20 protein-coding genes and 6 tRNA genes are annotated in these 23,181 nt (G+C 62.1%); 22 read left to right on the top strand and 4 right to left on the bottom strand.

The features are described from left to right. The first annotated feature begins 51 nt into the window (after positions 1 to 51). From ABOC32_RS10775 to mgtE, 20 genes are all read left to right on the top strand, one after another. On the top strand, positions 52 to 741 hold the full coding sequence (locus ABOC32_RS10775) for an ABC transporter permease (RefSeq protein WP_016498487.1): 690 nt from the start codon (positions 52 to 54) through the stop codon (positions 739 to 741). Next, the gene (locus tag ABOC32_RS10780; protein ID WP_086976446.1) at positions 738 to 1,436 is read left to right on the top strand and encodes an ABC transporter permease; all 699 of its coding nucleotides are present in this window, start codon (positions 738 to 740) and stop codon (positions 1,434 to 1,436) included. Before ABOC32_RS10775 ends, ABOC32_RS10780 begins: the two co-directional genes overlap by 4 nt. Positions 1,437 to 1,458: 22 nt before the next feature. Beyond that, the gene (locus tag ABOC32_RS10785; protein WP_234228803.1) at positions 1,459 to 2,223 is read left to right on the top strand and encodes an ATP-binding cassette domain-containing protein; all 765 of its coding nucleotides are present in this window, start codon (positions 1,459 to 1,461) and stop codon (positions 2,221 to 2,223) included. A 98-nt stretch (positions 2,224 to 2,321) separates the two neighbouring features. Continuing rightward, entirely contained in the window at positions 2,322 to 3,302 is a 981-nt protein-coding gene (gene argR, locus ABOC32_RS10790; protein WP_426811009.1) for a transcriptional regulator ArgR, read from the top strand. A 519-nt stretch (positions 3,303 to 3,821) separates the two neighbouring features. Further along, complete coding sequence (locus ABOC32_RS10795; RefSeq protein ID WP_426811010.1) at positions 3,822 to 5,042, top strand: aspartate aminotransferase family protein; 1,221 nt, start codon at positions 3,822 to 3,824, stop codon at positions 5,040 to 5,042. Positions 5,043 to 5,177: 135 nt separating this feature from the next. Beyond that, positions 5,178 to 6,197 (top strand): arginine/ornithine succinyltransferase subunit alpha, encoded by a 1,020-nt coding sequence (gene aruF, locus ABOC32_RS10800; RefSeq protein WP_086976450.1) that lies wholly within the window; start codon positions 5,178 to 5,180, stop codon positions 6,195 to 6,197. A 78-nt stretch (positions 6,198 to 6,275) separates the two neighbouring features. After that, positions 6,276 to 7,304 carry an arginine N-succinyltransferase gene (gene astA / locus ABOC32_RS10805; RefSeq protein WP_234228813.1) on the top strand — a complete coding sequence of 343 codons (1,029 nt, stop codon included), beginning with the start codon at positions 6,276 to 6,278 and terminating at the stop codon, positions 7,302 to 7,304. Beyond that, entirely contained in the window at positions 7,305 to 8,768 is a 1,464-nt protein-coding gene (astD, locus tag ABOC32_RS10810) for a succinylglutamate-semialdehyde dehydrogenase (RefSeq protein WP_426811011.1), read from the top strand. 23 nt (positions 8,769 to 8,791) lie between these two features. Next, complete coding sequence (astB, locus tag ABOC32_RS10815) at positions 8,792 to 10,141, top strand: N-succinylarginine dihydrolase (protein ID WP_426811012.1); 1,350 nt, start codon at positions 8,792 to 8,794, stop codon at positions 10,139 to 10,141. A 14-nt stretch (positions 10,142 to 10,155) separates the two neighbouring features. Next, entirely contained in the window at positions 10,156 to 10,446 is a 291-nt protein-coding gene (locus tag ABOC32_RS10820) for a hypothetical protein (protein ID WP_016488488.1), read from the top strand. 10 nt (positions 10,447 to 10,456) lie between these two features. Further along, positions 10,457 to 11,464 (top strand): succinylglutamate desuccinylase, encoded by a 1,008-nt coding sequence (gene astE / locus ABOC32_RS10825; protein ID WP_426811013.1) that lies wholly within the window; start codon positions 10,457 to 10,459, stop codon positions 11,462 to 11,464. A gap of 407 nt (positions 11,465 to 11,871) precedes the next feature. Beyond that, positions 11,872 to 14,496 carry an alanine--tRNA ligase gene (gene alaS, locus ABOC32_RS10830; RefSeq protein WP_426811014.1) on the top strand — a complete coding sequence of 875 codons (2,625 nt, stop codon included), beginning with the start codon at positions 11,872 to 11,874 and terminating at the stop codon, positions 14,494 to 14,496. Between the two features lie 84 nt (positions 14,497 to 14,580). Beyond that, a complete protein-coding gene (locus tag ABOC32_RS10835; protein ID WP_016498499.1) occupies positions 14,581 to 15,816 on the top strand; it encodes an aspartate kinase in 1,236 nt (411 codons plus the stop codon). Positions 15,817 to 15,982: 166 nt separating this feature from the next. Next, positions 15,983 to 16,171 carry a carbon storage regulator CsrA gene (csrA, locus tag ABOC32_RS10840; protein WP_003254503.1) on the top strand — a complete coding sequence of 63 codons (189 nt, stop codon included), beginning with the start codon at positions 15,983 to 15,985 and terminating at the stop codon, positions 16,169 to 16,171. A 72-nt stretch (positions 16,172 to 16,243) separates the two neighbouring features. After that, positions 16,244 to 16,334: transfer RNA gene (locus ABOC32_RS10845), tRNA-Ser, on the top strand. 106 nt (positions 16,335 to 16,440) lie between these two features. Continuing rightward, positions 16,441 to 16,517: transfer RNA gene (locus ABOC32_RS10850), tRNA-Arg, on the top strand. Between the two features lie 71 nt (positions 16,518 to 16,588). Then, positions 16,589 to 16,665: transfer RNA gene (locus ABOC32_RS10855), tRNA-Arg, on the top strand. 73 nt (positions 16,666 to 16,738) lie between these two features. Then, positions 16,739 to 16,815, top strand: a tRNA-Arg gene (locus tag ABOC32_RS10860). Positions 16,816 to 16,888: 73 nt separating this feature from the next. After that, positions 16,889 to 16,965 (top strand) — tRNA-Arg (locus ABOC32_RS10865). A 428-nt stretch (positions 16,966 to 17,393) separates the two neighbouring features. Next, positions 17,394 to 18,836, top strand: a complete 1,443-nt coding sequence (mgtE, locus tag ABOC32_RS10870) for a magnesium transporter (protein WP_197898173.1) — start codon at positions 17,394 to 17,396, stop codon at positions 18,834 to 18,836. 210 nt (positions 18,837 to 19,046) lie between these two features. Here the strand turns inward: mgtE and ABOC32_RS10875 are convergent, their stop codons facing one another. Next, entirely contained in the window at positions 19,047 to 19,373 is a 327-nt protein-coding gene (locus tag ABOC32_RS10875; protein WP_003254499.1) for an Arc family DNA-binding protein, read from the bottom strand. A 344-nt stretch (positions 19,374 to 19,717) separates the two neighbouring features. Here ABOC32_RS10875 and phnN point away from each other — a divergent pair, with 344 nt between their 5' ends. Both phnN and ABOC32_RS10885 read left to right on the top strand, forming a co-directional pair. Next, a complete protein-coding gene (phnN, locus tag ABOC32_RS10880) occupies positions 19,718 to 20,311 on the top strand; it encodes a phosphonate metabolism protein/1,5-bisphosphokinase (PRPP-forming) PhnN (protein ID WP_426811015.1) in 594 nt (197 codons plus the stop codon). 111 nt (positions 20,312 to 20,422) lie between these two features. Further along, positions 20,423 to 20,499 (top strand) — tRNA-Arg (locus ABOC32_RS10885). Here the strand turns inward: ABOC32_RS10885 and ABOC32_RS10890 are convergent. The 3 genes from ABOC32_RS10890 to ABOC32_RS10900 form a co-directional block, all read right to left on the bottom strand. Next, positions 20,478 to 21,887, bottom strand: a complete 1,410-nt coding sequence (locus tag ABOC32_RS10890) for an amino acid permease (protein ID WP_426811016.1) — start codon at positions 21,885 to 21,887, stop codon at positions 20,478 to 20,480. The two genes, ABOC32_RS10885 and ABOC32_RS10890, sit on opposite strands and share 22 nt — an antisense overlap. Before the next feature lie 181 nt (positions 21,888 to 22,068). Beyond that, positions 22,069 to 22,395 (bottom strand): AzlD domain-containing protein, encoded by a 327-nt coding sequence (locus ABOC32_RS10895; RefSeq protein WP_426811017.1) that lies wholly within the window; start codon positions 22,393 to 22,395, stop codon positions 22,069 to 22,071. After that, a complete protein-coding gene (locus ABOC32_RS10900) occupies positions 22,392 to 23,126 on the bottom strand; it encodes an AzlC family ABC transporter permease (RefSeq protein ID WP_426811018.1) in 735 nt (244 codons plus the stop codon). The genes ABOC32_RS10895 and ABOC32_RS10900 overlap by 4 nt, the downstream gene beginning before the upstream one ends. Positions 23,127 to 23,181: the final 55 nt, after the last annotated feature.

Raw genomic sequence — 23,181 nt, forward strand, 5'->3', positions numbered from 1 at the left:
GAGGCTCTGAGGTTTGCACCATTTTTCATTCTCTAGGTCGAGGACCTCATCATGTTGAAAGGCTACGGGGCAGTCATCCTCGACGGGGCGTGGCTGACGCTGCAGCTCGCCCTGTCGTCGATGGCCCTGGCCATCGTGCTCGGCCTGATCGGTGTGGCGCTGCGCTTGTCGCCGGTGCGCTGGCTGGCCTGGCTGGGCGATCTGTATTCCACCGTTATCCGTGGTATTCCGGACCTGGTCCTGATCCTGCTGATCTTCTACGGCGGGCAAGACATCATCAACCGGGTGGCACCGCTGCTCGGCTACGAAGACTACATCGACCTGAACCCGCTGGCGGCGGGTATCGGCACGCTGGGCTTCATCTTTGGCGCGTACCTGTCGGAAACCTTCCGCGGTGCTTTCCTCGGCATTCCCAAGGGCCAGGCCGAAGCAGGCGTGGCGTATGGCATGAGCAACCGCCAGGTGTTCTTCCGCATCCAGGTGCCGCAAATGATTCGCCTGGCGATCCCGGGCTTCACCAACAACTGGCTGGTGCTGACCAAGGCCACCGCGCTGATTTCGGTGGTCGGCCTGCAGGACATGATGTTCAAGGCCAAGCAGGCGGCCGATGCCACCCGCGAGCCTTTCACCTTCTTCCTGGCGGTGGCGGCCCTGTACCTGGTGCTGACCAGCGTCTCGCTGCTGGCCCTGAAGTATCTCGAGCGCCGCTACTCGGTGGGCGTGAAGGTGGCTGAACTATGATTTTTGACTACAACGTCGTCTGGGAGGCATTGCCGTTGTACTTCGGCGGCCTGCTGACCACCCTCAAGCTGCTGGCGATTTCGCTGTTCTTCGGCCTGTTGGCGGCCATTCCGCTGGGCCTGATGCGCGTGTCGAAGCAGCCTGTGGTCAATCTCGTGGCGTGGCTCTACACCTACGTGATTCGCGGCACGCCGATGCTGGTGCAGCTGTTCCTGATCTATTACGGCCTGGCGCAGTTCGAAGCCGTGCGAGAAAGCTTCCTCTGGCCGCTGCTGTCCAGCGCCACCTTCTGCGCCTGCCTGGCGTTCGGTGTCAACACCAGTGCCTACACCGCAGAAATCATCGCCGGCAGCCTCAAGGCCACACCCCATGGCGAGATCGAGGCGGCCAAGGCCATGGGCATGTCGCGCATGAAGATGTACCGGCGCATCCTGCTGCCGTCGGCCCTGCGCCGGGCGCTGCCGCAGTACAGCAACGAAGTGATCATGATGCTGCAGACCACCAGCCTGGCGTCGATCGTCACCCTCATCGACATCACCGGTGCCGCACGCACGGTCAATGCCCAGTACTACCTGCCTTTCGAGGCCTACATCACGGCGGGCGTGTTCTACCTGTGCCTGACCTTCATCCTGGTGCGCCTGTTCAAGATGGCCGAACGCCGCTGGCTCGGCTACCTGGCGCCGCGCAAGCACTGACCGCTTTGTGAGAATCGACAGCATGTACAAACTCGAAGTCCAAGACCTGCACAAGCGCTACGGCAGCCATGAAGTGCTCAAGGGCGTGTCCCTGGCGGCCAAGGCCGGCGACGTCATCAGCATCATCGGCTCCAGTGGTTCGGGCAAGTCGACCTTCCTGCGCTGCATCAACCTGCTGGAGCAGCCGCACGCCGGCAAGATCCTGCTCAACAACGAAGAGCTCAAGCTGGTCGCCGGCAAGGACGGTGCGCTGAAGGCCGCCGACCCGCGCCAGCTGCAGCGCATGCGCTCGCGCCTGTCGATGGTGTTCCAGCACTTCAACCTGTGGTCGCACATGACGGCGCTGGAGAACGTGATCGAGGCGCCGGTCCACGTGCTGGGCATGAACAAGAAAGAAGCCCTTGAAAAGGCCGAGCACTACCTGGCCAAGGTGGGGGTTTCCCACCGCAAGGACGCCTTCCCCGGGCATATGTCGGGTGGCGAGCAACAGCGTGTGGCAATTGCCCGGGCCCTGGCCGTGGAACCAGAGGTTATGCTGTTCGACGAGCCGACTTCGGCGCTCGACCCGGAGCTGGTGGGCGATGTGCTCAAGGTCATGCAGGCGCTGGCCCAGGAAGGCCGGACGATGGTGGTGGTGACCCACGAAATGGGCTTTGCTCGCGAGGTGTCCAACCAGTTGGTGTTCCTGCACAAAGGCCTGGTGGAAGAAGCCGGCTGCCCACGCGAAGTACTGGCCAACCCGCAGTCGGAGCGCCTGAAGCAGTTCCTCTCCGGCAGCCTGAAGTAAAAGCTGCATTTTTGCACCAGAATAGGGCATGCTGCGCTGCGAGCGCAGCCTGACCCGGCGCACAGACTCGAACGACCTCAGGTTTCGGACCGCACCCTATGACCACCCAGCGAATCGGTTTTCTCATCTGGCCCAGCACCAGGCCCTTGACCCTGGCGCTGGCCGAGGAAGTGTTGCAGGTGGCGCAGCGGGTGCATCCGGATGTGGTCTACGAACTGGCCTTCCTGCAGGCGGAGCCTGCGCCAGAGGGTGGTTGGCGCCTGCCGGGCGAGCCGTGGGCCGGCCGCCTGGAGGGTTGCCACAAACTGTTCCTGGTGGCTGACGAGCCGCCTGCGGCGCTAGGGGCTGCCTTGTCGACTGCGCTCAAGCAGTTGGCGCGCAGTGGCTGCATGGTCGGCGGCCTGGCGGCAGGGGTTTATCCGCTGGCGATGCTGGGCCTGCTCGACGGTTACCGGGCTGCGGTGCACTGGCGCTGGCAGGACGATTTTGCCGAACGCTTCCCCAAGGTCATTGCCACCAGCCACCTGTTCGACTGGGACCGTGATCGCCTGACGGCCTGTGGCGGTATCGCCGTGGCCGACCTGCTGCTGGCAGTGCTGGCCCGTGATCACGGGGCGGAGCTGGCGGGGGCGGTGTCGGAAGAACTGGTGGTGGAGCGCATCCGCGAGGGGGGCGAGCGCCAGCGAATTCCGCTGCAGAACCGCCTGGGTTCGAGCCACCCCAAGCTGACCCAGGCGGTGCTGTTGATGGAAGCCAACATCGAAGAGCCGCTGACCACCGACGAGATTGCCCAGCATGTGTGCGTGTCGCGTCGGCAGCTGGAACGCATCTTCAAGCAGTACCTGAACCGCGTGCCGAGCCAGTACTACCTGGAGCTGCGGCTGAACAAGGCGCGGCAGATGCTGATGCAGACCAGTAAGTCGATCATCCAGATTGGCTTGTCCTGTGGCTTCTCCTCGGGGCCGCATTTTTCCAGTGCCTATCGCAACTTCTTTGGCGCCACGCCACGGGAAGACCGCAACCAGCGGCGCAGTAGTAGCCCGTTCGAACTGAGCTCGGCGCCTGCCGAAAAGGGCTGAGATCTCGGTTGGGTTCGGGGTGTATGCCTTGGGGGTGATGGTGGGGCGCAAATCGAGCGCCGCCCGCGCGGCGCATCGCGGATAAATCCGCTCCTACATTTGTTGCAACGTGGCCATGCCTGTGAGGCCATGGTTGTCAGCCGGTTTGCAAGACTCAAGACATGCACCAAGGCAGGCAACCATGGCGTATCAGATTCGGCACGTTGCAACAAATGTAGGAGCGGATTTATCCGCGATGCGCCGCGCGGGCGGCGCTCGATTTGCGCCACAACACAACAACAACGACTTGCACCCGCCGCTTTCCCGAATTGCCTGTGAACACCCGTTCACCCAGCATCCTCTCTCCCGTACACTGCGCGATTGCGACAGTGTTTGTCGCATTGCCGAAAGCCTTGTCAAAACTGGGTTTTGCGCTGTAACAAGTTGTCGCTTGGCCGCAAGGACAGGCGCGGATCAGTCCTTACAATCCCCCCATCGCTCGCCCACTTCCAGGCCAGCGTTCCTCTTCAGGAGACTCAGATGTCCGTTGAGCAAGCCCCGGTGCAACGTGCCGATTTCGACCAGGTCATGGTCCCCAACTATTCTCCGGCGGCCTTCATTCCTGTGCGAGGCGAGGGCTCCCGTGTGTGGGACCAGTCGGGTCGCGAGTTGATCGACTTTGCCGGTGGCATCGCGGTAAATGCCCTGGGCCACTGCCACCCGGCGCTGGTCAAGGCCCTGACCGACCAGGCCAACACCCTCTGGCACGTATCCAACGTGTTTACCAACGAGCCGGCCCTGCGCCTGGCCCACAAGCTGGTGGACGCCACCTTTGCCGACCGGGCGTTCTTCTGCAACTCCGGCGCCGAGGCCAACGAGGCCGCCTTCAAGCTGGCCCGTCGCGTCGCCCATGACCGCTTCGGCCCGGAAAAGCACGAAATCATCGCCACCGTGAACAGCTTCCACGGCCGCACCCTGTTCACCGTCAGTGTCGGTGGCCAGCCGAAGTACTCCGACGGCTTCGGCCCGAAGATCACCGGCATCAGCCACGTGCCGTACAACGACCTCGAGGCCCTGAAAGCCCAGATTTCGGACAAGACCTGCGCCGTGGTGATCGAACCGATCCAGGGCGAAAGCGGCGTGGTACCGGCTGACCTGGCCTACCTGGAAGGCGCGCGCAAGCTGTGCGACGAGCACAACGCCCTGCTGATCTTCGACGAAGTGCAGACCGGCGTGGGCCGTACCGGTTCGCTGTATGCCTACCAGCACTACGGCGTGACGCCTGACATCCTGACCAGCGCCAAGAGCCTGGGCGGTGGCTTCCCGATCGGCGCCATGCTGACCACCACCGAACTGGCCAAGCACCTGGCCGTCGGCACCCACGGCACCACCTACGGCGGCAACCCACTGGGCTGCGCTGTCGCCTGCGCGGTGCTGGATGTGGTCAATACCCCTGAAACCCTGGCCGGCATCAAGGCCAAGCACGCACGCTTCAAGGCCCGCCTGGAACAGATTGGCCAGAAGTACAACCTGTTCACCCAGGTGCGGGGTGTCGGCCTGCTGCTCGGCTGCGTACTGACCGAGGCCTGGCAAGGCAAGGCCAAGGACGTGCTCAACGCCGCCGAGAAAGAAGGCGTGATGGTGCTGCAGGCCGGCCCGGACGTAGTGCGTTTTGCGCCAAGCCTGGTGGTTGAAGACGCCGACATCGATGAAGGCCTGGACCGCTTCGAGCGCGCTGTGGCCACGCTGACCAAAGGCTGATCCGCCTGCGGTCCTTTCGCCGGCCCAGGCCACTCGCGGGCCTGGTCGGCGATACCCGATTCCACTGCAGGTGCCCGCGTACCTGCCGTTTTTCCGTGCCGCCGTGAGCGGCCCGTATTCCAAAGGAGTGACACCATGCTGGTGATGCGCCCCGCGCAAATGGCTGATCTGAATGAAGTGCAGCGCATGGCTGCAGACAGCCCCATTGGTGTCACCTCGCTGCCGGACGACGCTGCTCGCCTGGGCGACAAGATCGCCGCATCCGAGACTTCCTTCGCCGCCGAGGTCAGCTTCAACGGCGAAGAAAGCTACTTCTTTGTGCTTGAAGACAGCGAGACCGGCAAGCTGGCCGGCTGCTCGGCCATTGTCGCTTCGGCTGGCTACTCCGAGCCGTTCTACAGCTTTCGTAACGAAACCTTCGTGCACGCCTCGCGCGAGCTGAAGATCCACAACAAGATCCACGTGCTGTCGTTGTGTCATGACTTGACCGGCAACAGCCTGCTGACCAGCTTCTATGTATTGCCGGAGCTGGTGAACAGCGGCTGGGCCGAGCTCAATTCGCGCGGTCGCCTGCTGTTCATGGCCGCGCACCCGGAGCGTTTCGCCGACTCGGTCGTGACCGAAATCGTCGGCTACAGCGACGAGAATGGCGAATCGCCGTTCTGGGATGCCATCGGCCGCAATTTCTTCGACCTCAACTACTCCGACGCCGAGCGCCTGTGTGGCCTGAAGAGCCGTACCTTCCTCGCCGAACTGATGCCGCACTACCCGATCTACGTGCCGTTGCTGCCCGATGAGGCGCAAGAAGCCATGGGCCAGGTGCACCCGCGCGCGCAGATCACCTTCGACATCCTCATGCGTGAAGGCTTCGAAACCGAGCACTACATCGACATCTTCGATGGCGGCCCGACCCTGCATGCGCGCACCTCGGGCATTCGCTCGATCGCCCAGAGCCGCTCGGCGCCGGTGAAAATCGATGAAGCCGCGGGCAAGGGTGGGCGCCCTTACCTGGTGTGCAATGGCCAGTTGCAGGACTACCGCGCGGTGCTGCTGGACCTCGACTGGGTGCCCGGCAAGCCGGTGAGCCTGAGCGTGGCTGCGGCCGACGCGCTGGGTGTGGGCGAGGGTGGCAGCGTGCGCCTGGTCGCGGTCTGAGGTCTGGTAACAGACGTTTCGGGATTGATGCGTTAGAAGAGTTTTGCGCCGGCCAACGCCGCCGCACAAGGAGATAGCATGATCGTTCGTCCTGTACGCAGCAGCGATTTGCCTGCGTTGATCGAATTGGCACGCAGCACCGGCACCACCGGGCTGACCACGCTGCCGGCCAACGAAGAGCGCCTGGGGCATCGCGTTGGCTGGGCGGAAAAGAGCTTCCGTGGCGAAGCCGAGCGTGGCGACACCGACTACCTGTTCGTGCTGGAAAACGACGAAGGCCTGGTGGTCGGCATCAGTGCCATCGCCGGTGCCGTCGGCCTGCGCGAGCCTTGGTACAACTACCGGGTCGGCCTGACCGTCAGCGCCTCGCAGGAGCTGAAGATCTATCGCGAAATCCCCACCCTGTTCCTTGCCAACGACCTGACCGGCAACTCCGAGCTGTGCTCGCTGTTCCTGCGCAGCGACCACCGCTCCGGGCTCAATGGCCGCCTGCTGTCGCGTGCGCGCATGCTGTTCATTGCCGAGTTCCCGGAGCTGTTCGGCAAGAAGATCATTGCCGAAATGCGCGGAATGTCCGACGAGCAGGGCCGTTCGCCGTTCTGGGAAAGCCTTGGCCGGCATTTCTTCAAGATGGAGTTCAGCCAGGCGGACTACCTGACCGGCGTTGGCAACAAGTCGTTCATCGCCGAGCTGATGCCCAAGTTCCCGCTGTACACCTGCTTCCTGTCCGAGGCGGCGCGCGAGGTAATCGGCCGTGTGCACGTCGACACCGAGCCGGCGCTGGCCATGCTCAAGCAGGAAGGCTTCAACTACCAGGGCTATGTCGACATCTTCGACGCAGGCCCGGCCATCGAGTGTGATACCGCCAAGATCCGCGCCGTGCGCGAGAGCCAGACGCTGGTGCTGGCGGTGGGCACGCCGGGCGATGACGCCACCCCTTACATCATCCACAACCGCAAGCGCGACGATTGCCGCATCACGGCCGCGCCTGCGCGGCTGGCCGCCGGTACCCTGGTGGTCGACCCGTTGACCGCCAAGCGTCTGCGCATGGGCGCCGGCGACAACGTGCGCGCCGTGCCGCTGTCGGCCAGCCGGGAGGCCCAGTAAATGACCACGCATTACATCGCAGGCAATTGGCTGGCGGGGCAGGGCGAACCCCTGCAGTCGCTGAACCCGGTGACCCAGGCTGTCGTCTGGCAAGGGCAGGGCGCTGACGCCAGCCAGGTGGACGCCGCCGTGCAGGCCGCGCGCCAGACCTTTCCGGCCTGGGCGCAACTGAGCCTGGAAGCGCGCATCGACGTGCTGGAGAAGTTCACCGAGCAGCTGAAAAAGCATGCCGAAGCCTTGGCCCAGTGCATTGGTGAGGAAACCGGAAAGCCGCTGTGGGAATCGGCGACCGAAGTCACCAGCATGATCAACAAGGTGGCGATCTCGGTACAAAGCTACCGCGAGCGCACCGGTGAAAAGAGCGGCCCGCTGGCTGACGCCACCGCCGTGCTGCGGCACAAGCCCCATGGCGTGGTGGCGGTGTTCGGCCCCTACAACTTCCCCGGTCACCTGCCCAATGGCCATATCGTGCCGGCGCTGCTGGCGGGTAACTGCGTGGTGTTCAAGCCCAGCGAGCTGACGCCCAAGGTTGCCGAGCTGACCGTCAACTGCTGGATCGCCGCCGGCCTGCCGGCGGGCGTGCTGAACCTGGTGCAGGGCGCCCGCGAAACCGGTGTGGCGCTGGCCGCCAACCCGGGGATCGATGGCCTGTTCTTCACCGGCTCCAGCCGCACCGGCAACCTGCTGCACCAGCAGTTCGCCGGTCGCCCGGACAAAATCCTGGCCCTGGAAATGGGGGGCAACAACCCGCTCGTGGTCGACGAGGTGAAAGACCTCGACGCCGCGGTGTACACCATCATCCAGTCGGCGTTCATTTCCGCCGGCCAGCGTTGCACCTGCGCGCGGCGCCTGCTGGTGCCGCAAGGCGCCTGGGGGGATGCACTGATCGCGCGCCTGGTCGAGGTGTGCAAAACCATCACGGTGGGTGCGTTCGATGAACAGCCGGCGCCGTTCATGGGCTCGGTCATTTCGCTGCAGGCGGCGCGGGCGCTGATTGCGGCCCAGGCCGAACTGGCCGCCAAAGGTGGCGTGAAACTGCTGGAAATGACTCAGCCGCAGGCCGATGCCGCGCTGCTGACCCCAGGTATTGTCGATGTCACAGCCGTGGCCGAGCGCCCGGATGAAGAGTTCTTCGGCCCGCTGCTGCAGGTGATCCGTTATGCCGACTTCGATGCCGCCATCGATGAAGCCAACAACACCCAGTACGGCCTGGCCGCTGGCTTGCTGTCCGACTCGCGTGCCCGCTACCAGTACTTCTGGCTGCGCAGCCGCGCCGGCATCGTCAACTGGAACAAGCAACTGACCGGCGCCGCCAGCAGCGCGCCGTTCGGTGGCGTGGGTGCCAGTGGCAACCATCGCGCCAGTGCCTATTACGCGGCTGACTACTGCGCTTACCCCGTGGCTTCGCTGGAAACCGCCAGCCTTGCCTTGCCGGCGACCCTGACGCCGGGCGTCACCCTATAACAACAGGTCACGGAGCCTAGCCGATGAAATCCTATGAAGTGAATTTTGATGGCCTGGTGGGGCCTACCCACAACTATGGCGGCCTGTCTTACGGCAACGTGGCTTCGCAGAGCAACAGCCAGCAGGGTTCCAGCCCGCGTGAAGCGGCGCGCCAAGGCCTGGCGAAAATGAAAGCGCTGGCCGACATGGGCTTCAAGCAGGGCGTGCTGGCGCCGCAAGAGCGCCCGGATGTGGCCGCGCTGCGCCGCCTGGGCTTTGGCGGCAGCGATGCCGAGGTGATCCAGCGTGCTGCCAAAGAGGCCATGCCTCTGCTGGTCGCCAGCTGCTCGGCCTCGAGCATGTGGGTGGCCAACGCCGCCACGGTCAGCCCCAGTGCCGACACCGCAGATGGCCGCGTGCACTTCACTGCCGCCAACCTGAACTGCAAGTACCACCGCAGCATCGAGCACCCGACCACCAGCCGTGTGCTGGGCGCCATGTTCAACAACGAGAAACACTTTGCCCACCACGAAGCATTGCCTGCCGTGGCACAGTTCGGTGACGAGGGCGCGGCCAACCACACGCGCTTCTGCCGTGCCTATGGCGACGCGGGTGTGGAGTTCTTCGTCTATGGCCGCAGTGCCTTCGACAGCCGTTACCCGGCGCCGCAGAAGTACCCGGCCCGGCAGACCCTGGAGGCCTCGCAGGCCGTGGCCCGGCTGCATGGGCTGAGCGATGGCGGTGTGGTCTACGCTCAACAGAACCCGGCGGTGATCGACCAGGGCGTGTTCCACAACGATGTGATTTCGGTGGGTAACGGCGAGGTGCTGTTCTACCACGAGGATGCGTTCCTCGAGACCGACGCGGTGCTTGGTCAGCTGCGAGCTAAACTGGCCAGCAAGGGTGGCAACTTCCAGGCCATCTGTGTGCCGCGGGCAGCGGTAGCGGTCGAGGACGCCGTGCGCTCCTACCTGTTCAACAGCCAGCTGCTCAGCCGCGATGACGGCTCCATGCTGCTGGTGGTGCCGGAAGAGTGCCGCAACAACGAGCGGGTCTGGGCCTACCTGGGCCAGCTGACCAGCCAGGGTGGCCCGGTGAAGGAGGTCAAGGTATTCGACCTCAAGCAAAGCATGCAGAACGGCGGCGGCCCGGCTTGCCTGCGGTTGCGCGTGGCGTTGAAGGAATCGGAACTGGCGGCGGTCAACCAAGGCGTTATCATGACCGCCCCGCTGTACGACACCTTGGTGCAGTGGGTCGACAGGCATTACCGCGATCGCCTGGGCGAAGCGGACCTGGCCGACCCGCAGCTGCTGGTGGAATGCCGTACGGCACTGGACGAATTGACCCAGATCCTGAAGTTGGGCTCGGTATACCCGTTCCAACGCCAACCTTGAAGAGAGACTTTGCAATGACCGACGCCCTGCGCCTGATCCTCGAAGATGAAGACGGCACCCAGCTGGAAACCTCCTGCACCCGCTTTGCCGTGGTTTGGCAAGGCAAGGAAGTGTGGATTCAGCAAGACGGCCGCGGCCAGCTGCTGATCGGTGTGGACGTTGACGAAGACGACACCGAATACGCCAACCTGCTGCTGCGTCCGATGGCCACCAACCTGGTCAGCCTGCAGCTGGAAATGGAGCCGGCCGAGGTTGGCGAAGACGACGATCACGTCCATGGCCCCGACTGCGGCCACCACCACTAAGGATGTCCCTATGCTCGCCCTTGGCAAATTGCTTGAGCTGACCCTCACCGATCACGAACCGGCCGAGAAGACCCAAGTGACACCCAAGGGCGCGCGTTTGCGCTGGCTGGGGGAGGGCGCACTTGAAGTGCGCCCGGCCGAAAACGAAGATTGCGGGCTGGACTTGCTGTTGTCTGCCGGCATTCATGGCAACGAAACCGCGCCGATCGAACTGCTCGAACGGCTGCTGCATGGCGTGGCCAACGGCAAGATCAGACCCAAGGCACGGCTGCTGTTCCTGTTCGGCAACCCGGCGGCCATCCGCAAGGGCGAGCGCTTCATCGAGCAGGACATCAACCGGCTGTTCAACGGCCGCCATGAGCTTTCCAGTGGTTTCGAGGCCTTGCGTGCCGCCGAGCTGGAACAGTTCGCCCGGGTGTTCTTCAGCAAGCCGGGGCGCAGCCGCCTGCATTACGACCTGCATACCGCCATCCGCGGTTCGAAGATCGAGCAATTCGCCTTGTACCCCTATAAGGAGGGGCGCAAGCATTCCCGTCGCGAACTGGCGCGCCTGGCGGCGGCCGGCATGGAGGCTGTACTGCTGCAGAGCAAATCCTCCATCACCTTCAGTGCCTTTACCTACGAGCAGCTGGAGGCCGAAGCCTTCACCCTGGAGCTGGGCAAGGCCCGCCCTTTTGGCCAGAACGAGCAGGTCAACCTCGACCGGCTGGAGCAGCGCCTGATCCAGATCATCGAAGGCACCGAACCAGAGGGTGAAGGCTCGCTGGATGGCCTGCAGCTGTTCAGCGTTTCTCGCGAGATCATCAAGCACAGCGACAGCTTCCACCTGCACCTGCCGGCGGACATCGAGAACTTTTCCGAGCTGAGCAAGGGTTACCTGCTGGCCGAAGACCTGGCCGAGACGCGCTGGGTGGTCGAGGAGGAGGGGGCGCGCATCATCTTCCCCAACCCCAAGGTCAGGAACGGCTTGCGGGCCGGTATTTTGATCGTGCCGGATTCGGGGCAGCGCCTGGGTTAAAGGCCTTGGCTAATGCGCTGCCCGCTGTAGGAGCAGCCTTGTGCTGCGAAAGGGCCGGTATGGCAAAACATCTGCTGCGGCGGTAATGACCTCTTCGCAGCACAAGGCTGCTCCTACAGGTCCTGGGCTGGTTTTTGGATCCCTGTTTGCCCATGAAACTCTTTTAATTCACCGCCTGTTCCATTTTCCCTCCCCATCGGCGGTAATTGGCTTGCCAGTGGCGAAAGACAGGATTTAGCATCCGGTCATGTCATTTTCGTTTGCATAGCCCGAAAAACCGTCCAAACGATGGTTTCTATCGTATAAACACACTGCATCGAGATTGCAGGACCGATATAATGCGGCCCTTTGCCGTCGTTTCGTCGACGCGTTTGCCCAACAGGGCCGCCGTTTCCGTGGAAGAACCTATGAAAAGCGCAGAAATCCGTGAAGCCTTCCTTCGCTTCTTCGAAGAGCAGGGACACACCCGAGTCGCCTCCAGTTCGCTGATCCCGAACAACGACCCAACCCTGCTGTTCACCAATGCCGGCATGAACCAGTTCAAAGACTGTTTCCTCGGTGCGGAGAAGCGTGCCTACACCCGTGCTGTCAGCAGCCAGAAGTGCGTGCGCGCCGGTGGTAAGCATAACGACCTGGAAAACGTCGGTTACACCGCGCGTCACCATACGTTCTTCGAAATGCTGGGCAACTTCAGCTTCGGCGACTATTTCAAGCGCGACGCGATCACCTTCGCCTGGACCTTCCTGACGTCCGAACAATGGCTGAACCTGCCCAAGGAAAAGCTCTGGGTCACCGTCTACGCCACTGACGACGAAGCCTACGACATCTGGACCAAGGAAGTGGGCGTGCCGGCCGAGCGCATGGTTCGCATCGGCGACAACAAAGGCGCCCCGTACGCCTCCGACAACTTCTGGACCATGGGCGATACCGGCCCATGCGGCCCGTGCACCGAGATCTTCTACGACCACGGCGCGGACATCTGGGGCGGCCCACCCGGCTCGCCAGAAGAAGACGGCGACCGCTACATCGAGATCTGGAACAACGTCTTCATGCAGTTCAACCGCACCGCCGACGGTGTGCTGCACCCGCTACCAGCACCGTCGGTGGACACCGGCATGGGCCTGGAGCGCGTCAGCGCCGTGTTGCAGCACGTGCACTCGAACTACGAGATCGACCTGTTCCAGAATCTGCTGGCGGCTGCGGCCAACGCCATCGGTTGCAGCAATGACGGCCAGGCGTCGCTGAAAGTGGTCGCCGACCATATTCGCTCGTGCGGTTTCCTGATTGCCGACGGCGTACTGCCGTCCAACGAAGGCCGTGGCTATGTGCTGCGCCGCATCATTCGTCGTGCCTGCCGCCACGGCAACAAGCTGGGCGCCAAGGGCAGCTTCTTCTACCAGATCGTTGCCGCACTGGCCGCCGAAATGGGCGAGGCATTCCCTGAGCTGAAGAGCCAGCAAGCGCACATCGAGCGCGTGCTGAAGGCTGAAGAAGAGCAGTTCGCCAAGACCCTGGAGCAAGGCCTGCGCATCCTCGAGCAGGACCTGGCCCAACTGCAAGGCGACGTGGTGCCGGGCGACGTGGTGTTCAAGCTGTACGACACCTACGGCTTCCCGATGGACCTGACTGCCGACATCGCCCGTGAGCGCGAGCTGACCATCGACGAAGCCGGCTTCGAGCGCGAGATGGACGCCCAGCGTGAGCGTGCGCGTTCCGCCAGCGCCTTCGGCATGGACTACAACAGCGTGGTCAAGGTCGACAGCGCCACCGAATTCCTCGGCTACGACGCCACCGAAGGCCAGGGCAAGATCATCGCCCTGTACAAAGACGGCCAGGCCGTCGACCAGCTGGGTGAAGGCGAGCAGGGCGTGGTTGTGCTCGACCGCACGCCGTTCTACGCCGAATCCGGTGGCCAGGTGGGTGATAGCGGTTTCCTGCAGGCCGGCGCTGCGCGCTTTGACGTGCGCGACACCACCAAGACTGGCGGTGCCTTCCTGCACCACGGCGTGGTTGCCAGCGGTGCGCTGGTGATCGGTTCGCCGGTCGAGGCCAAGGTCGATGCCGACGTGCAGCACGCTACCTCGCTGAACCACTCCGCCACCCACCTGCTGCACGAAGCGCTGCGCCAGGTGCTGGGCGAGCACGTACAGCAGAAGGGCTCTTTGGTCGACAGCCAGCGCCTGCGTTTCGACTTCAGCCACTTCGAAGCGGTGAAGCCAGAGCAGATCAAGCAACTGGAAGACATCGTCAACCGCGAAGTGCGCAAAAACACCCCGGTGACAACCGAACTGACCGACATCGAAACCGCCAAGGCCAAAGGTGCCATGGCGCTGTTCGGCGAGAAGTACGGCGACACCGTGCGTGTGCTGAGCATGGGGGGTGATTTCTCGGTGGAGCTGTGCGGCGGTATCCACGCCAAGCGCACCGGTGACATCAGCCTGTTCAAGATCATCAGCGAAGGCGGCGTGGCCTCTGGCGTACGCCGTATCGAAGCCGTTACTGGCGCCGCTGCGTTGGCCTACCTGAACGCTGCCGAAGAGCAGGTCAAGGAAGCCGCGCAACTGGTCAAGGGTAACCGCGACAACCTGATCGACAAGCTGTCGGCTGTGCTTGAGCGCAACCGTCAGCTGGAGAAGCAGCTGGAACAGCTGCAGGCCAAAGCCGCCAGCGCCGCCGGGGACGATCTCTCCAACGCGGCTGTTGAGGTCAAGGGTGCCAAGGTCCTTGCCGCCCGCCTGGATGGGCAGGACGGCAAGGCCTTGCTGGCCCTGGTCGATCAGTTGAAGAACAAGCTCGGCCACGCAGTGATCCTGCTGGGCAGCGAGCATGAGGGCAAGGTTGTGCTGGTGGCCGGCGTGACCAAGGACCTCTCCAGCCAACTCAAGGCTGGCGATCTGATGAAACAAGCCGCTGCGGCGGTGGGTGGCAAGGGCGGTGGCCGTCCGGACATGGCCCAGGGTGGTGGCGTCGACGTCGCTGCACTGGACCAGGCCCTGGCGCTGGCCGTGCCATTCGCAGAGCAGGGACTTTGAGATGAAGGGGCGGGTGGTCTAGTCACTCGCCCCTTCATGTTGGATTGTTTTTTGGGGCCCTGTATGGGCTGAGGCACCATTGAAATGGCGTTGATCGTACAGAAATTTGGCGGCACCTCTGTCGGTTCCATCGAGCGGATCGAGCAGGTAGCCGAAAAGGTCAAGAAACACCGTGAAGCGGGCGACGACCTGGTGGTTGTGCTGTCGGCCATGAGCGGTGAAACCAATCGCCTGATCGACCTGGCCAAGCAGATCACCGATCAGCCGGTTCCGCGTGAACTGGACGTGATCGTGTCGACCGGTGAGCAGGTCACCATTGCCCTGCTGACCATGGCCTTGATCAAGCGTGGTGTGCCAGCGGTGTCCTACACCGGCAACCAGGTGCGCATCCTCACCGACAGCTCGCACAACAAGGCGCGCATCCTGCAGATCGACGACCAGAAGATTCGTGCCGACCTCAAGGAAGGCCGCGTGGTCGTGGTAGCAGGCTTCCAGGGCGTCGACGAGCACGGCAGCATCACCACCCTGGGCCGTGGCGGCTCCGACACCACTGGCGTGGCCCTGGCGGCGGCGCTGAAGGCTGACGAGTGCCAGATCTATACCGACGTCGATGGCGTCTACACCACCGACCCGCGCGTTGTGCCACAGGCCCGTCGCCTGGAGAAGATCACCTTCGAAGAGATGCTGGAAATGGCCAGCCTCGGTTCCAAGGTGCTGCAGATCCGTTCGGTGGAGTTCGCCGGCAAGTACAACGTTCCGCTGCGCGTGCTGCACAGCTTCAAGGAGGGTCCGGGTACCCTCATTACCATTGATGAAGAGGAATCCATGGAACAGCCGATCATTTCCGGTATCGCCTTCAACCGTGATGAAGCCAAGCTGACCATTCGCGGCGTGCCGGACACCCCGGGCGTGGCCTTCAAGATCCTCGGCCCGATCAGCGCTTCGAACATCGAAGTCGACATGATCGTGCAGAACGTTGCCCACGATAACACCACCGACTTCACCTTCACCGTACACCGCAACGAGTACGAGAGCGCGAAAAACGTGCTGGAAAACACGGCCCGCGAAATCGGTGCCCGTGAAGTGATCGGCGACACCAAGATCGCCAAGGTCTCGATCGTCGGCGTCGGCATGCGTTCGCACGCCGGTGTTGCCAGCCGCATGTTCGAAGCCCTGGCCAAGGAGAGCATCAACATCCAGATGATCTCCACCTCCGAGATCAAGGTTTCGGTCGTGATCGAAGAGAAGTACCTGGAGCTGGCCGTGCGCGCGCTGCACACCGCGTTTGAACTCGACGCACCTGTTCGACAGGGCGAGTAAAGCGCTGCCAGGAAGGGCGCGGCTTGCCGCGCCCTTCGCGTTTCTGCTCGCCACGCAGGGCCTGTCCTGCCCTGTGAGGCGAGCAACCGGGGCCTGGTCGTCGTCCACGACCAGGCCCTGATACCAAAGACTGTTACCCCTGAATGTTTTGCGTAAGGAGAAAGCTATGTTGATTCTGACTCGTCGGTGCGCCGAGAGCCTGATCATTGGAGACGGCGAGATCACCGTGACGGTGCTTGGCGTCAAAGGCAACCAGGTGCGTATTGGCGTCAGCGCCCCGAAAGAAGTGGCTGTTCACCGCGAGGAAATCTACCTGCGGATCAAGAAAGAGAAGGACGAGGAGCCAAGCCTTTAATTCTTTTGAAGTTTTTTTAAAAAAAAGGGTTGCAAAGGTGAAAGAGGTTCTTTAATATTCGCCTCGTGTTGCGGTGAGGTGGCCGAGTGGCCGAAGGCGCTCCCCTGCTAAGGGAGTATACCTCATAAGGGTATCGGGGGTTCGAATCCCCCCTTCACCGCCATTATTTGCGTAGGGCGCTGTAAACGGTAAGAACGCTAAGTAGTTGATTTTAAACGAAAACGTTCTTGCAAAAATGTTTCAGCGACCTATAATGCGCGGCAAGACACGGACTCATAGCTCAGCTGGATAGAGTACTCGGCTACGAACCGAGCGGTCGCAGGTTCGAATCCTGCTGAGTCCGCCACTTTTGAAGTGGCTTTGTTTGCAAGGCTGCTTCAATCAACCAGCGGTATCTGGTCTAAAACTGCCAATCGCGGACTCATAGCTCAGCTGGATAGAGTACTCGGCTACGAACCGAGCGGTCGCAGGTTCGAATCCTGCTGAGTCCGCCACTTTCTTGAAGTGGCTCTGCTTGCAAAGCTACTTCAGTCAACCAGCGGTAACTGGTCTAAAACTGCCAATCGCGGACTCATAGCTCAGCTGGATAGAGTACTCGGCTACGAACCGAGCGGTCGCAGGTTCGAATCCTGCTGAGTCCGCCACTTTCTTGAAGTGGCTCTGCTTGCAAAGCTGTTTCAGTCAACCAGTGGTAACCTGGTCTAAAACTACCACCACGGACTCATAGCTCAGCTGGATAGAGTACTCGGCTACGAACCGAGCGGTCGCAGGTTCGAATCCTGCTGAGTCCGCCATATCCCATCAAGAAGCCCGCTCAGTTGAGCGGGCTTTTTGTTTTTCTGCGCCACTGAATTGTTGGCCATGTCCATCTAAGCTCTTCTGTAATGTATGTGGTGTAGCTTGGGGCCGCTGTGCGGCGCCAAATACGATCAGGCATCGCAAACACATCTACGCACACAAATGTGCTTTAAGCGCCTGAACTGCCGTCGCACTGATAGCTTCAAGCGTTGTCCCACCTTTATCGCGCAAACGATTGTTCTGGCCAAAAATTTAAGCGATCTGACAGCTTTAGCAGTGTATGATTGCGCCCGTCAGCCCCGCCGGGGCTTGTGGAAAACCACCATGGACTTACCCAGTAGTTACTCGCTAACACGATTCATACAGAAAGATCTGACCGATTGATTCTCCCGGCGTGCTCCGCTGCTGGGAGTGGAGTTCGCCTATGACTGAAGTAGAAGTAAAAAAAGCGCAAGAAAGCCTGCAGGATCGCCTGGCCCAGGTGGTCGAACTGCTGCAACGCCAGCGTGTGGTCGAAGACCTGACGCACCGCCAGGAAGGCGCGCACAACGACCTGGTCGAAAACCTGGTCCACCGCCAGAACCTTGTCGAGTTGCAGCGCAAGCTCGATGATCTGCACCCCGCCGACATCGCCTATATCCTCGAAGCCTTGCCCCTGGAAGACCGCCTGACGGTCTGGCAACTGGTGCGCTCGGATCGCGATGGCGACATCCTGCTGGAAGTTTCCGACTCGGTTCGCCAATCGTTGATCGCCGACATGGACGATCACGAACTGCTGGCCGCCGCCAAGGAAATGGACGCCGACGAGCTGGCCGACCTGGCCCCAGAGCTACCGCGCGACGTTGTTCACGAGCTGATGGAAACCCTCGATGGCCAGCAACGCGAGCGTGTGCGCTCGGCGCTGAGCTACGACGAGGAGCAGGTCGGTGCGTTGATGGACTTCGAGATGGTCACCATCCGCGAAGACGTCAGCCTGGAAGTGGTGCTGCGCTACCTGCGCCGCCTCAAAGAGCTGCCCAACCACACTGACAAACTGTTCGTGGTCGATTACGACGGCATCCTCAAGGGCGTGTTGCCGATCAAGCGCTTGCTGGTCAACGACCCGGAGAAGAAGGTAGCGGAGGTCATGGCGACCGATCCGGTGTCCTTCCAGCCCGAGGAAGATGCCTATGATGCAGCGCAGGCGTTCGAGCGTTATGACCTGGTATCGGCACCTGTAGTCGACAAAGGCGGGCGCCTGATCGGCCGTTTGACCATTGACGAAATGGTCGACCTGATCCGTGAGGAGAGCGAAAGCGAAGTCCTCAACATGGCGGGTCTGCGTGAAGAGGAAGATATCTTTGCCTCGGTCTGGCGCTCGTTCCGCAACCGTTGGGCGTGGCTGGCGATCAACCTGATCACCGCTTTTCTCGCTTCCCGTGTTATCGGGCTGTTCGAAGGCTCGATCGAAAAGCTGGTGGCGTTGGCTGCGTTGATGCCTATCGTTGCGGGTATCGGTGGCAACTCGGGCAACCAGACCATCACCATGATCGTCCGCGCCATGGCGCTGGACCAGGTGTCGCCGGGCAATACCAGCCGCCTGATGCGCAAGGAGTTGGCGGTGTCGCTGATCAACGGCCTGGTGTGGGGTGGAGTGATCGGTGCGGTGGCTTTCTGGCTGTATGGCAGCTGGTCACTGGGTTTGGTGATGACCGCAGCCATGACCCTGAACCTGTTACTGGCAGCGCTGATGGGCGTGCTCATCCCGATGACATTGGCCCGCCTGGGGCGCGACCCGGCGATGGGGGCGAGCGTGATGATCACTGCCGTGACCGACAGTGGCGGCTTCTTCATCTTCCTCGGCCTGGCTACGCTGTTTCTGCTGTAAACCGAATTTTCCCTGTGGGAGCGGGCGAGCCCGCGAACACCGGCGCAGCCGGTGCCATCCACCGCGTCGCCTGATTCGCGGGCTTGCCCGCTCCCACAGGTACTGCATAAGCCCTAAGCCTGCGCGGTCCCACAGAGGTCTGCGTTTGCTTCAGATGGCCGCCCACAAAAAAGCCAGCTTACGCTGGCTTTTTCATGTTCGCTGCAGACCTCAGGAAGCGTCGGCGGCCATTTCCACATCGTGAGCGATGAGGGCCACCAGAGCGTTCTGCTGGCGGTGGGACAGTTGGCGGAAGCGTTGCAGCAACTCGCGCTCATGCAGGGACAGCTCAGGGCTGTCCAGGCGCATGCTCAGCTCGTCACCCAGCGCACCTTCCTGGATAAGGCTCTGTTCCAGGCGCGCGATGATCTCGGAGTTCATGCTGCGGTGATGGTTTCGCGCTACCTCGGCAATGCGCTCACGCATCCCGTCTGGCAGGCGGACGACGAACTTGTCAGCGGTGCGGCTCGAATAAATAGCCTGTTTCATTGGGCGCATATAAATTGACCGGAGTTTGGTTCAGGGGAAGCGGTTCTCAAATTGGCCGCACGGGGTGGAAGTACGACCGTGGCGACGACAAAATGTTCAACCGTCAGTAAAAATGGGTGCTCATCTTGCCTCATCATCGCCGTTTCCTTGGCGTCAATTCTGTGACAAATAGTGAGCCGGATAAAGGCTTTCTGCCAGTACCAATTATCAGAAATGAGCACTGGTTTGAAAAGTTTTACATGCTCCGGCTTGCCCAACTGTCAGACTTTTGCCGTCAAAAACTGGTAAAACGCAGCAAAAGGCAAGGAAAACACCTAAAATGCAGCGGTTTCCTTTCATAGAGCATAGTGGCTATGCAACATGACGCAAGCGACCGTCGATCAGGGACAGGCCGGTTGATATTTCTGATAGGACCGTCGGGTTCGGGGAAAGATTCCCTCATCGACGCTTCACGTGAGCGACTGGCCGCGGCCGGGGTAGAAATTGCCCGTCGCGTCATTACCCGTTCGGCCGAAGCCAAGGGCGAAGCCGCTCATGGGGTCACGCCCGAGCAGTTCGAAGCCCTGCGTGCGCAGGGCGCTTTTGCCATGCACTGGCGCGCCAACGGCCTGGACTACGGTATCCCGCAGCAGGTGGACGGATGGCTGGCGGCGGGCAGGGCAGTGCTGGTGAATGGCTCGCGGGCCTACCTGGCCCAAGCGCGCCAGCGATACCCGGACCTGTTGGCGGTACTGGTCGAGGTCAGGCCCGAAGTACTGCGCCAGCGCCTGCTGGCCCGTGGCCGCGAAACCGCCGAGGAAGTCGAGCAACGCCTGGCTCGCAGCGCCCGTTTGCAGGCACCGCCCGATCCGTCAGTGCGTGTGCTGGACAACTCGACAACCCTGGAGACAGCGGTCGCAGCCCTCTTCGGGCTGCTTCGCGTTGAAGGTGTTCTGCCACAGGTGTAGCAGTGCCAGAAAAGGATTACGCGAAAAAGCCCGGTAGGTGCATGACAAATGCCAGCATGCTGGTTAACATGCTGGCCGTCCCGCTGTGCAGCGCTCGCTGCCGGTCGTAGCGTCTCAGTAGCTCAATTGGATAGAGCATCCCCCTCCTAAGGGGAAGGTTGCAGGTTCAATTCCTGCCTGGGACGCCATTTCTTGCCTCTCCCATTTTTGCCTCCACCTCCTGCGCAGCCGCCGTCCGTTGGCGCGTCAGGAAGTACCCCGCCACTACCAGCACTACCGTCAGCACCGTGAACCAGAACTGGAAACGCGACGCCGGTTCGAACGCCTGGGTGCCGATTACTGCCAGCAAGGCGCACAGCGCAACGATATTGGCGTACGGGAACAGCCAGGCGCGGAAGGCGTTGGGGTCGACCGCTTCGTGGCGTGTTTTCCAGCGCATGGCCACGTGGGCGATGATGATGAAGATCCACACGACCATCACGAGGCTGCCGGTACTCTTGGCCAGGGTCATGAACAGGTCGCCGGCGCTGATGAAGTGCACGGTCAGGATCATCGTGCAGATCGACAGGCTCAGCAGCAGTGCATTGATCGGCACGCCCTTGGCGCTGGTGCGCGAGAACAGCTTGGGCGCGTGCCCGCGCTGGCTCAGTGAGAACAGCATGCGCGAATTGGAGAACATGAACGAGTTCATCACCGACATGAACGAGACGAACAGCACCAGTTTCATGGCCACCGCCGCACCACCGAACCCGGCCAGGCTGAACAGCGAAACATAGGGCGACGCCAGGTTGGCCTTGTCGGTCCATGGCAGGCACAGGATCAAAATCGACACCGAGCCGACGTAGAACAGCATCACCCGCAGGATCACGCTCTTGATCGCGCGGATCACGTTCTGCCGCGGGTTCTCCGATTCACCTGCGGCCACGGCGGCGATTTCGCTGCCGCCCAGCGAGAAGATCACCACGATGACACCCGCCATCACCGGCGACAGGCCGTTGGGCATGAAACCGTCGTGAGCGGTGAGGTTGACCAGGCCAGGCGAAGGAATGTCGGTGTGCAGGCCGAGCAGGATCGAAATGCCCAGCAGCATGAAGATGAGGATGGTGGCGACCTTCATCGCCGCCAGCCAATACTCCACCTCGGCAAACGAACGCACCGAGTAGGCGTTGCTGGCCATCAGTGTCACCAGCATCAGGAAGGCGCCTGCCCAGATCGGCAGCCAGGGTAGAAAGTCATGCAGGATGGCGCCCAGCAGCACCGCTTCGAGGGTGATGGTCATCATCGACTTGAACCAGTACAGCCAGCCGACTGCAAACCCGGCCCAGTCGCCGAGCCAGGTGTTGGCATAGGTCGAGAACGACCCGGCATCCGGGTTGCGGCAGGCCATTTCGCCGAGCATGAACATGACCAGGGTGACCACCAGGCCACCAATGAAATACGACAGGATGGCCGCAGGCCCTGCCGATGCGATCAGTGAGCCCGAGCCCATGAACAGCCCGGCACCGATCACCCCGCCCAGCGCGATCATGGTGATGTGCCGCTGCTTGAGGCTTTGCTTCAAACTGTTGGATTGCATTTCCTTGTCCTCTCTTATTGTTGGGGGGATCCGACAACGTCCCCCAACGCAGGCATCGTCATGCGCCTGCGTTCACGCGTGGCAAATAGCTACCAGCCTGCCACCATGGACAATAAGGCCAAGGACCTCAAACGATTTATCTGCACAACATCCTGCCGATTTTTCCTGAGGGCTTTTGCGTCTAGAGCCCCCAGTGCTTCAGCGCCCACAACACGCCCATGCCCACCACCAGCGTCAGCAACGTACTGCGCGTACGCCACGCCACCAGTGCAGCCAGTGCCGCTGCCGGTATCTGCGGGTTCATCCAGTCGAACCCGGCATGCCGGTCCGGGAACACCACGGCCGGCAGTACCAGCGCCGCCAGGACGCTGGCGGGCACGTAGGCCAGAGCTCGGCGAAACAGCGGTGGAATGCGCAGCACGCTGTGCAGCTCGATGAACGACAAGCGGATGGCGAAGGTGCCCAGGCCGATCAGGGCAAAGGTAATCCATTGGGTCATTTCGCTCATGATGCTTCCTGCTCACTGTTGGCTTCAGGCAGTGCCTGCTGTTTTTGCCAGCTCTCGATAGCCAGCCCGGCAGTGATGCCGCCCAGTGCGCCAGTCAGCAGGCCGAGGTTGTACGGCAGGTCGGCTGCCAGCACGGCGAGCACACCACCGGTCAGCGCCGCGCCGAGCGTGGCAGCATTGCGTATGCCGGGTATCAAAAGGGCCAGGAATGACAAGGGGATGGCAAAGCCCAGCGACCAGTCTTCCGGAATGCCCGCGCCCAGGTACATGCCGGCCAGCACCGAGAGGTTCCAACCCAGGAACATGGTGATCGCCGTACCGGCATAGTAGGGGTAGGCATGTTGGCCGAGCCCGCCCGAGCCCATCTTCAGCGTGCACAGGGCGAAGGACTGGTCGGACAGCATGTAGGCCATCGGCCACTTCTGGCGGCGCGGCAGCTGGCCCAGGTGCGGGGCGAGGCTGGCGCTGTACATCAGGAAGCGCAGGTTGATGACCAGCGCGGTCACCACCATGGTCACCGGCAGGGCGGCGTTCTGCATCAACTGCATCACCACCATCTGCGCCGACCCGGAATAGAACAGCAACGTCATGCCGATGGCATCGGCCGGCGACAGGCCCATGCCGATGGCGGTGACGCCGGTGATCAGGCCGAAGGGCACGATGCCGGAGGTCAACGGCAGGGCGCTGTGGGCACCCTGTCTGAACGCTTGGGTCCCGCTGGGATACGGCATTTGAGTTCCTTGAAAGTGTTCGGGGGGAGCCAGCCAGGCACCTCCACGGTAATGC

The sequence above is a fragment of the Pseudomonas sp. WOUb67 genome (genome assembly GCF_050058005.1).
In the GTDB taxonomy this organism is placed as follows: Bacteria; Pseudomonadota; Gammaproteobacteria; order Pseudomonadales; family Pseudomonadaceae; genus Aquipseudomonas; species Aquipseudomonas putida_R.

What these genes read in the sequence shown, in the direction of transcription:
- astE (WP_426811013.1), top strand. Translation starts at nt 10,457, where the DNA reads ATGCTCGCCCTTGGCAAATTGCTTGAGCTGACCCTCACCGATCACGAA.
- ABOC32_RS10795 (WP_426811010.1), top strand. Translation starts at nt 3,822, where the DNA reads ATGTCCGTTGAGCAAGCCCCGGTGCAACGTGCCGATTTCGACCAGGTC.
- astD (WP_426811011.1), top strand. Translation starts at nt 7,305, where the DNA reads ATGACCACGCATTACATCGCAGGCAATTGGCTGGCGGGGCAGGGCGAA.
- ABOC32_RS10895 (WP_426811017.1), bottom strand. Translation starts at nt 22,395, where the DNA reads ATGAGCGAAATGACCCAATGGATTACCTTTGCCCTGATCGGCCTGGGC.
- ABOC32_RS10875 (WP_003254499.1), bottom strand. Translation starts at nt 19,373, where the DNA reads ATGCGCCCAATGAAACAGGCTATTTATTCGAGCCGCACCGCTGACAAG.
- alaS (WP_426811014.1), top strand. Translation starts at nt 11,872, where the DNA reads ATGAAAAGCGCAGAAATCCGTGAAGCCTTCCTTCGCTTCTTCGAAGAG.
- csrA (WP_003254503.1), top strand. Translation starts at nt 15,983, where the DNA reads ATGTTGATTCTGACTCGTCGGTGCGCCGAGAGCCTGATCATTGGAGAC.
- astA (WP_234228813.1), top strand. Translation starts at nt 6,276, where the DNA reads ATGATCGTTCGTCCTGTACGCAGCAGCGATTTGCCTGCGTTGATCGAA.
- phnN (WP_426811015.1), top strand. Translation starts at nt 19,718, where the DNA reads ATGCAACATGACGCAAGCGACCGTCGATCAGGGACAGGCCGGTTGATA.
- mgtE (WP_197898173.1), top strand. Translation starts at nt 17,394, where the DNA reads ATGACTGAAGTAGAAGTAAAAAAAGCGCAAGAAAGCCTGCAGGATCGC.
- aruF (WP_086976450.1), top strand. Translation starts at nt 5,178, where the DNA reads ATGCTGGTGATGCGCCCCGCGCAAATGGCTGATCTGAATGAAGTGCAG.
- ABOC32_RS10785 (WP_234228803.1), top strand. Translation starts at nt 1,459, where the DNA reads ATGTACAAACTCGAAGTCCAAGACCTGCACAAGCGCTACGGCAGCCAT.
- ABOC32_RS10900 (WP_426811018.1), bottom strand. Translation starts at nt 23,126, where the DNA reads ATGCCGTATCCCAGCGGGACCCAAGCGTTCAGACAGGGTGCCCACAGC.
- ABOC32_RS10835 (WP_016498499.1), top strand. Translation starts at nt 14,581, where the DNA reads ATGGCGTTGATCGTACAGAAATTTGGCGGCACCTCTGTCGGTTCCATC.
- ABOC32_RS10890 (WP_426811016.1), bottom strand. Translation starts at nt 21,887, where the DNA reads ATGCAATCCAACAGTTTGAAGCAAAGCCTCAAGCAGCGGCACATCACC.
- argR (WP_426811009.1), top strand. Translation starts at nt 2,322, where the DNA reads ATGACCACCCAGCGAATCGGTTTTCTCATCTGGCCCAGCACCAGGCCC.
- ABOC32_RS10775 (WP_016498487.1), top strand. Translation starts at nt 52, where the DNA reads ATGTTGAAAGGCTACGGGGCAGTCATCCTCGACGGGGCGTGGCTGACG.
- astB (WP_426811012.1), top strand. Translation starts at nt 8,792, where the DNA reads ATGAAATCCTATGAAGTGAATTTTGATGGCCTGGTGGGGCCTACCCAC.
- ABOC32_RS10780 (WP_086976446.1), top strand. Translation starts at nt 738, where the DNA reads ATGATTTTTGACTACAACGTCGTCTGGGAGGCATTGCCGTTGTACTTC.
- ABOC32_RS10820 (WP_016488488.1), top strand. Translation starts at nt 10,156, where the DNA reads ATGACCGACGCCCTGCGCCTGATCCTCGAAGATGAAGACGGCACCCAG.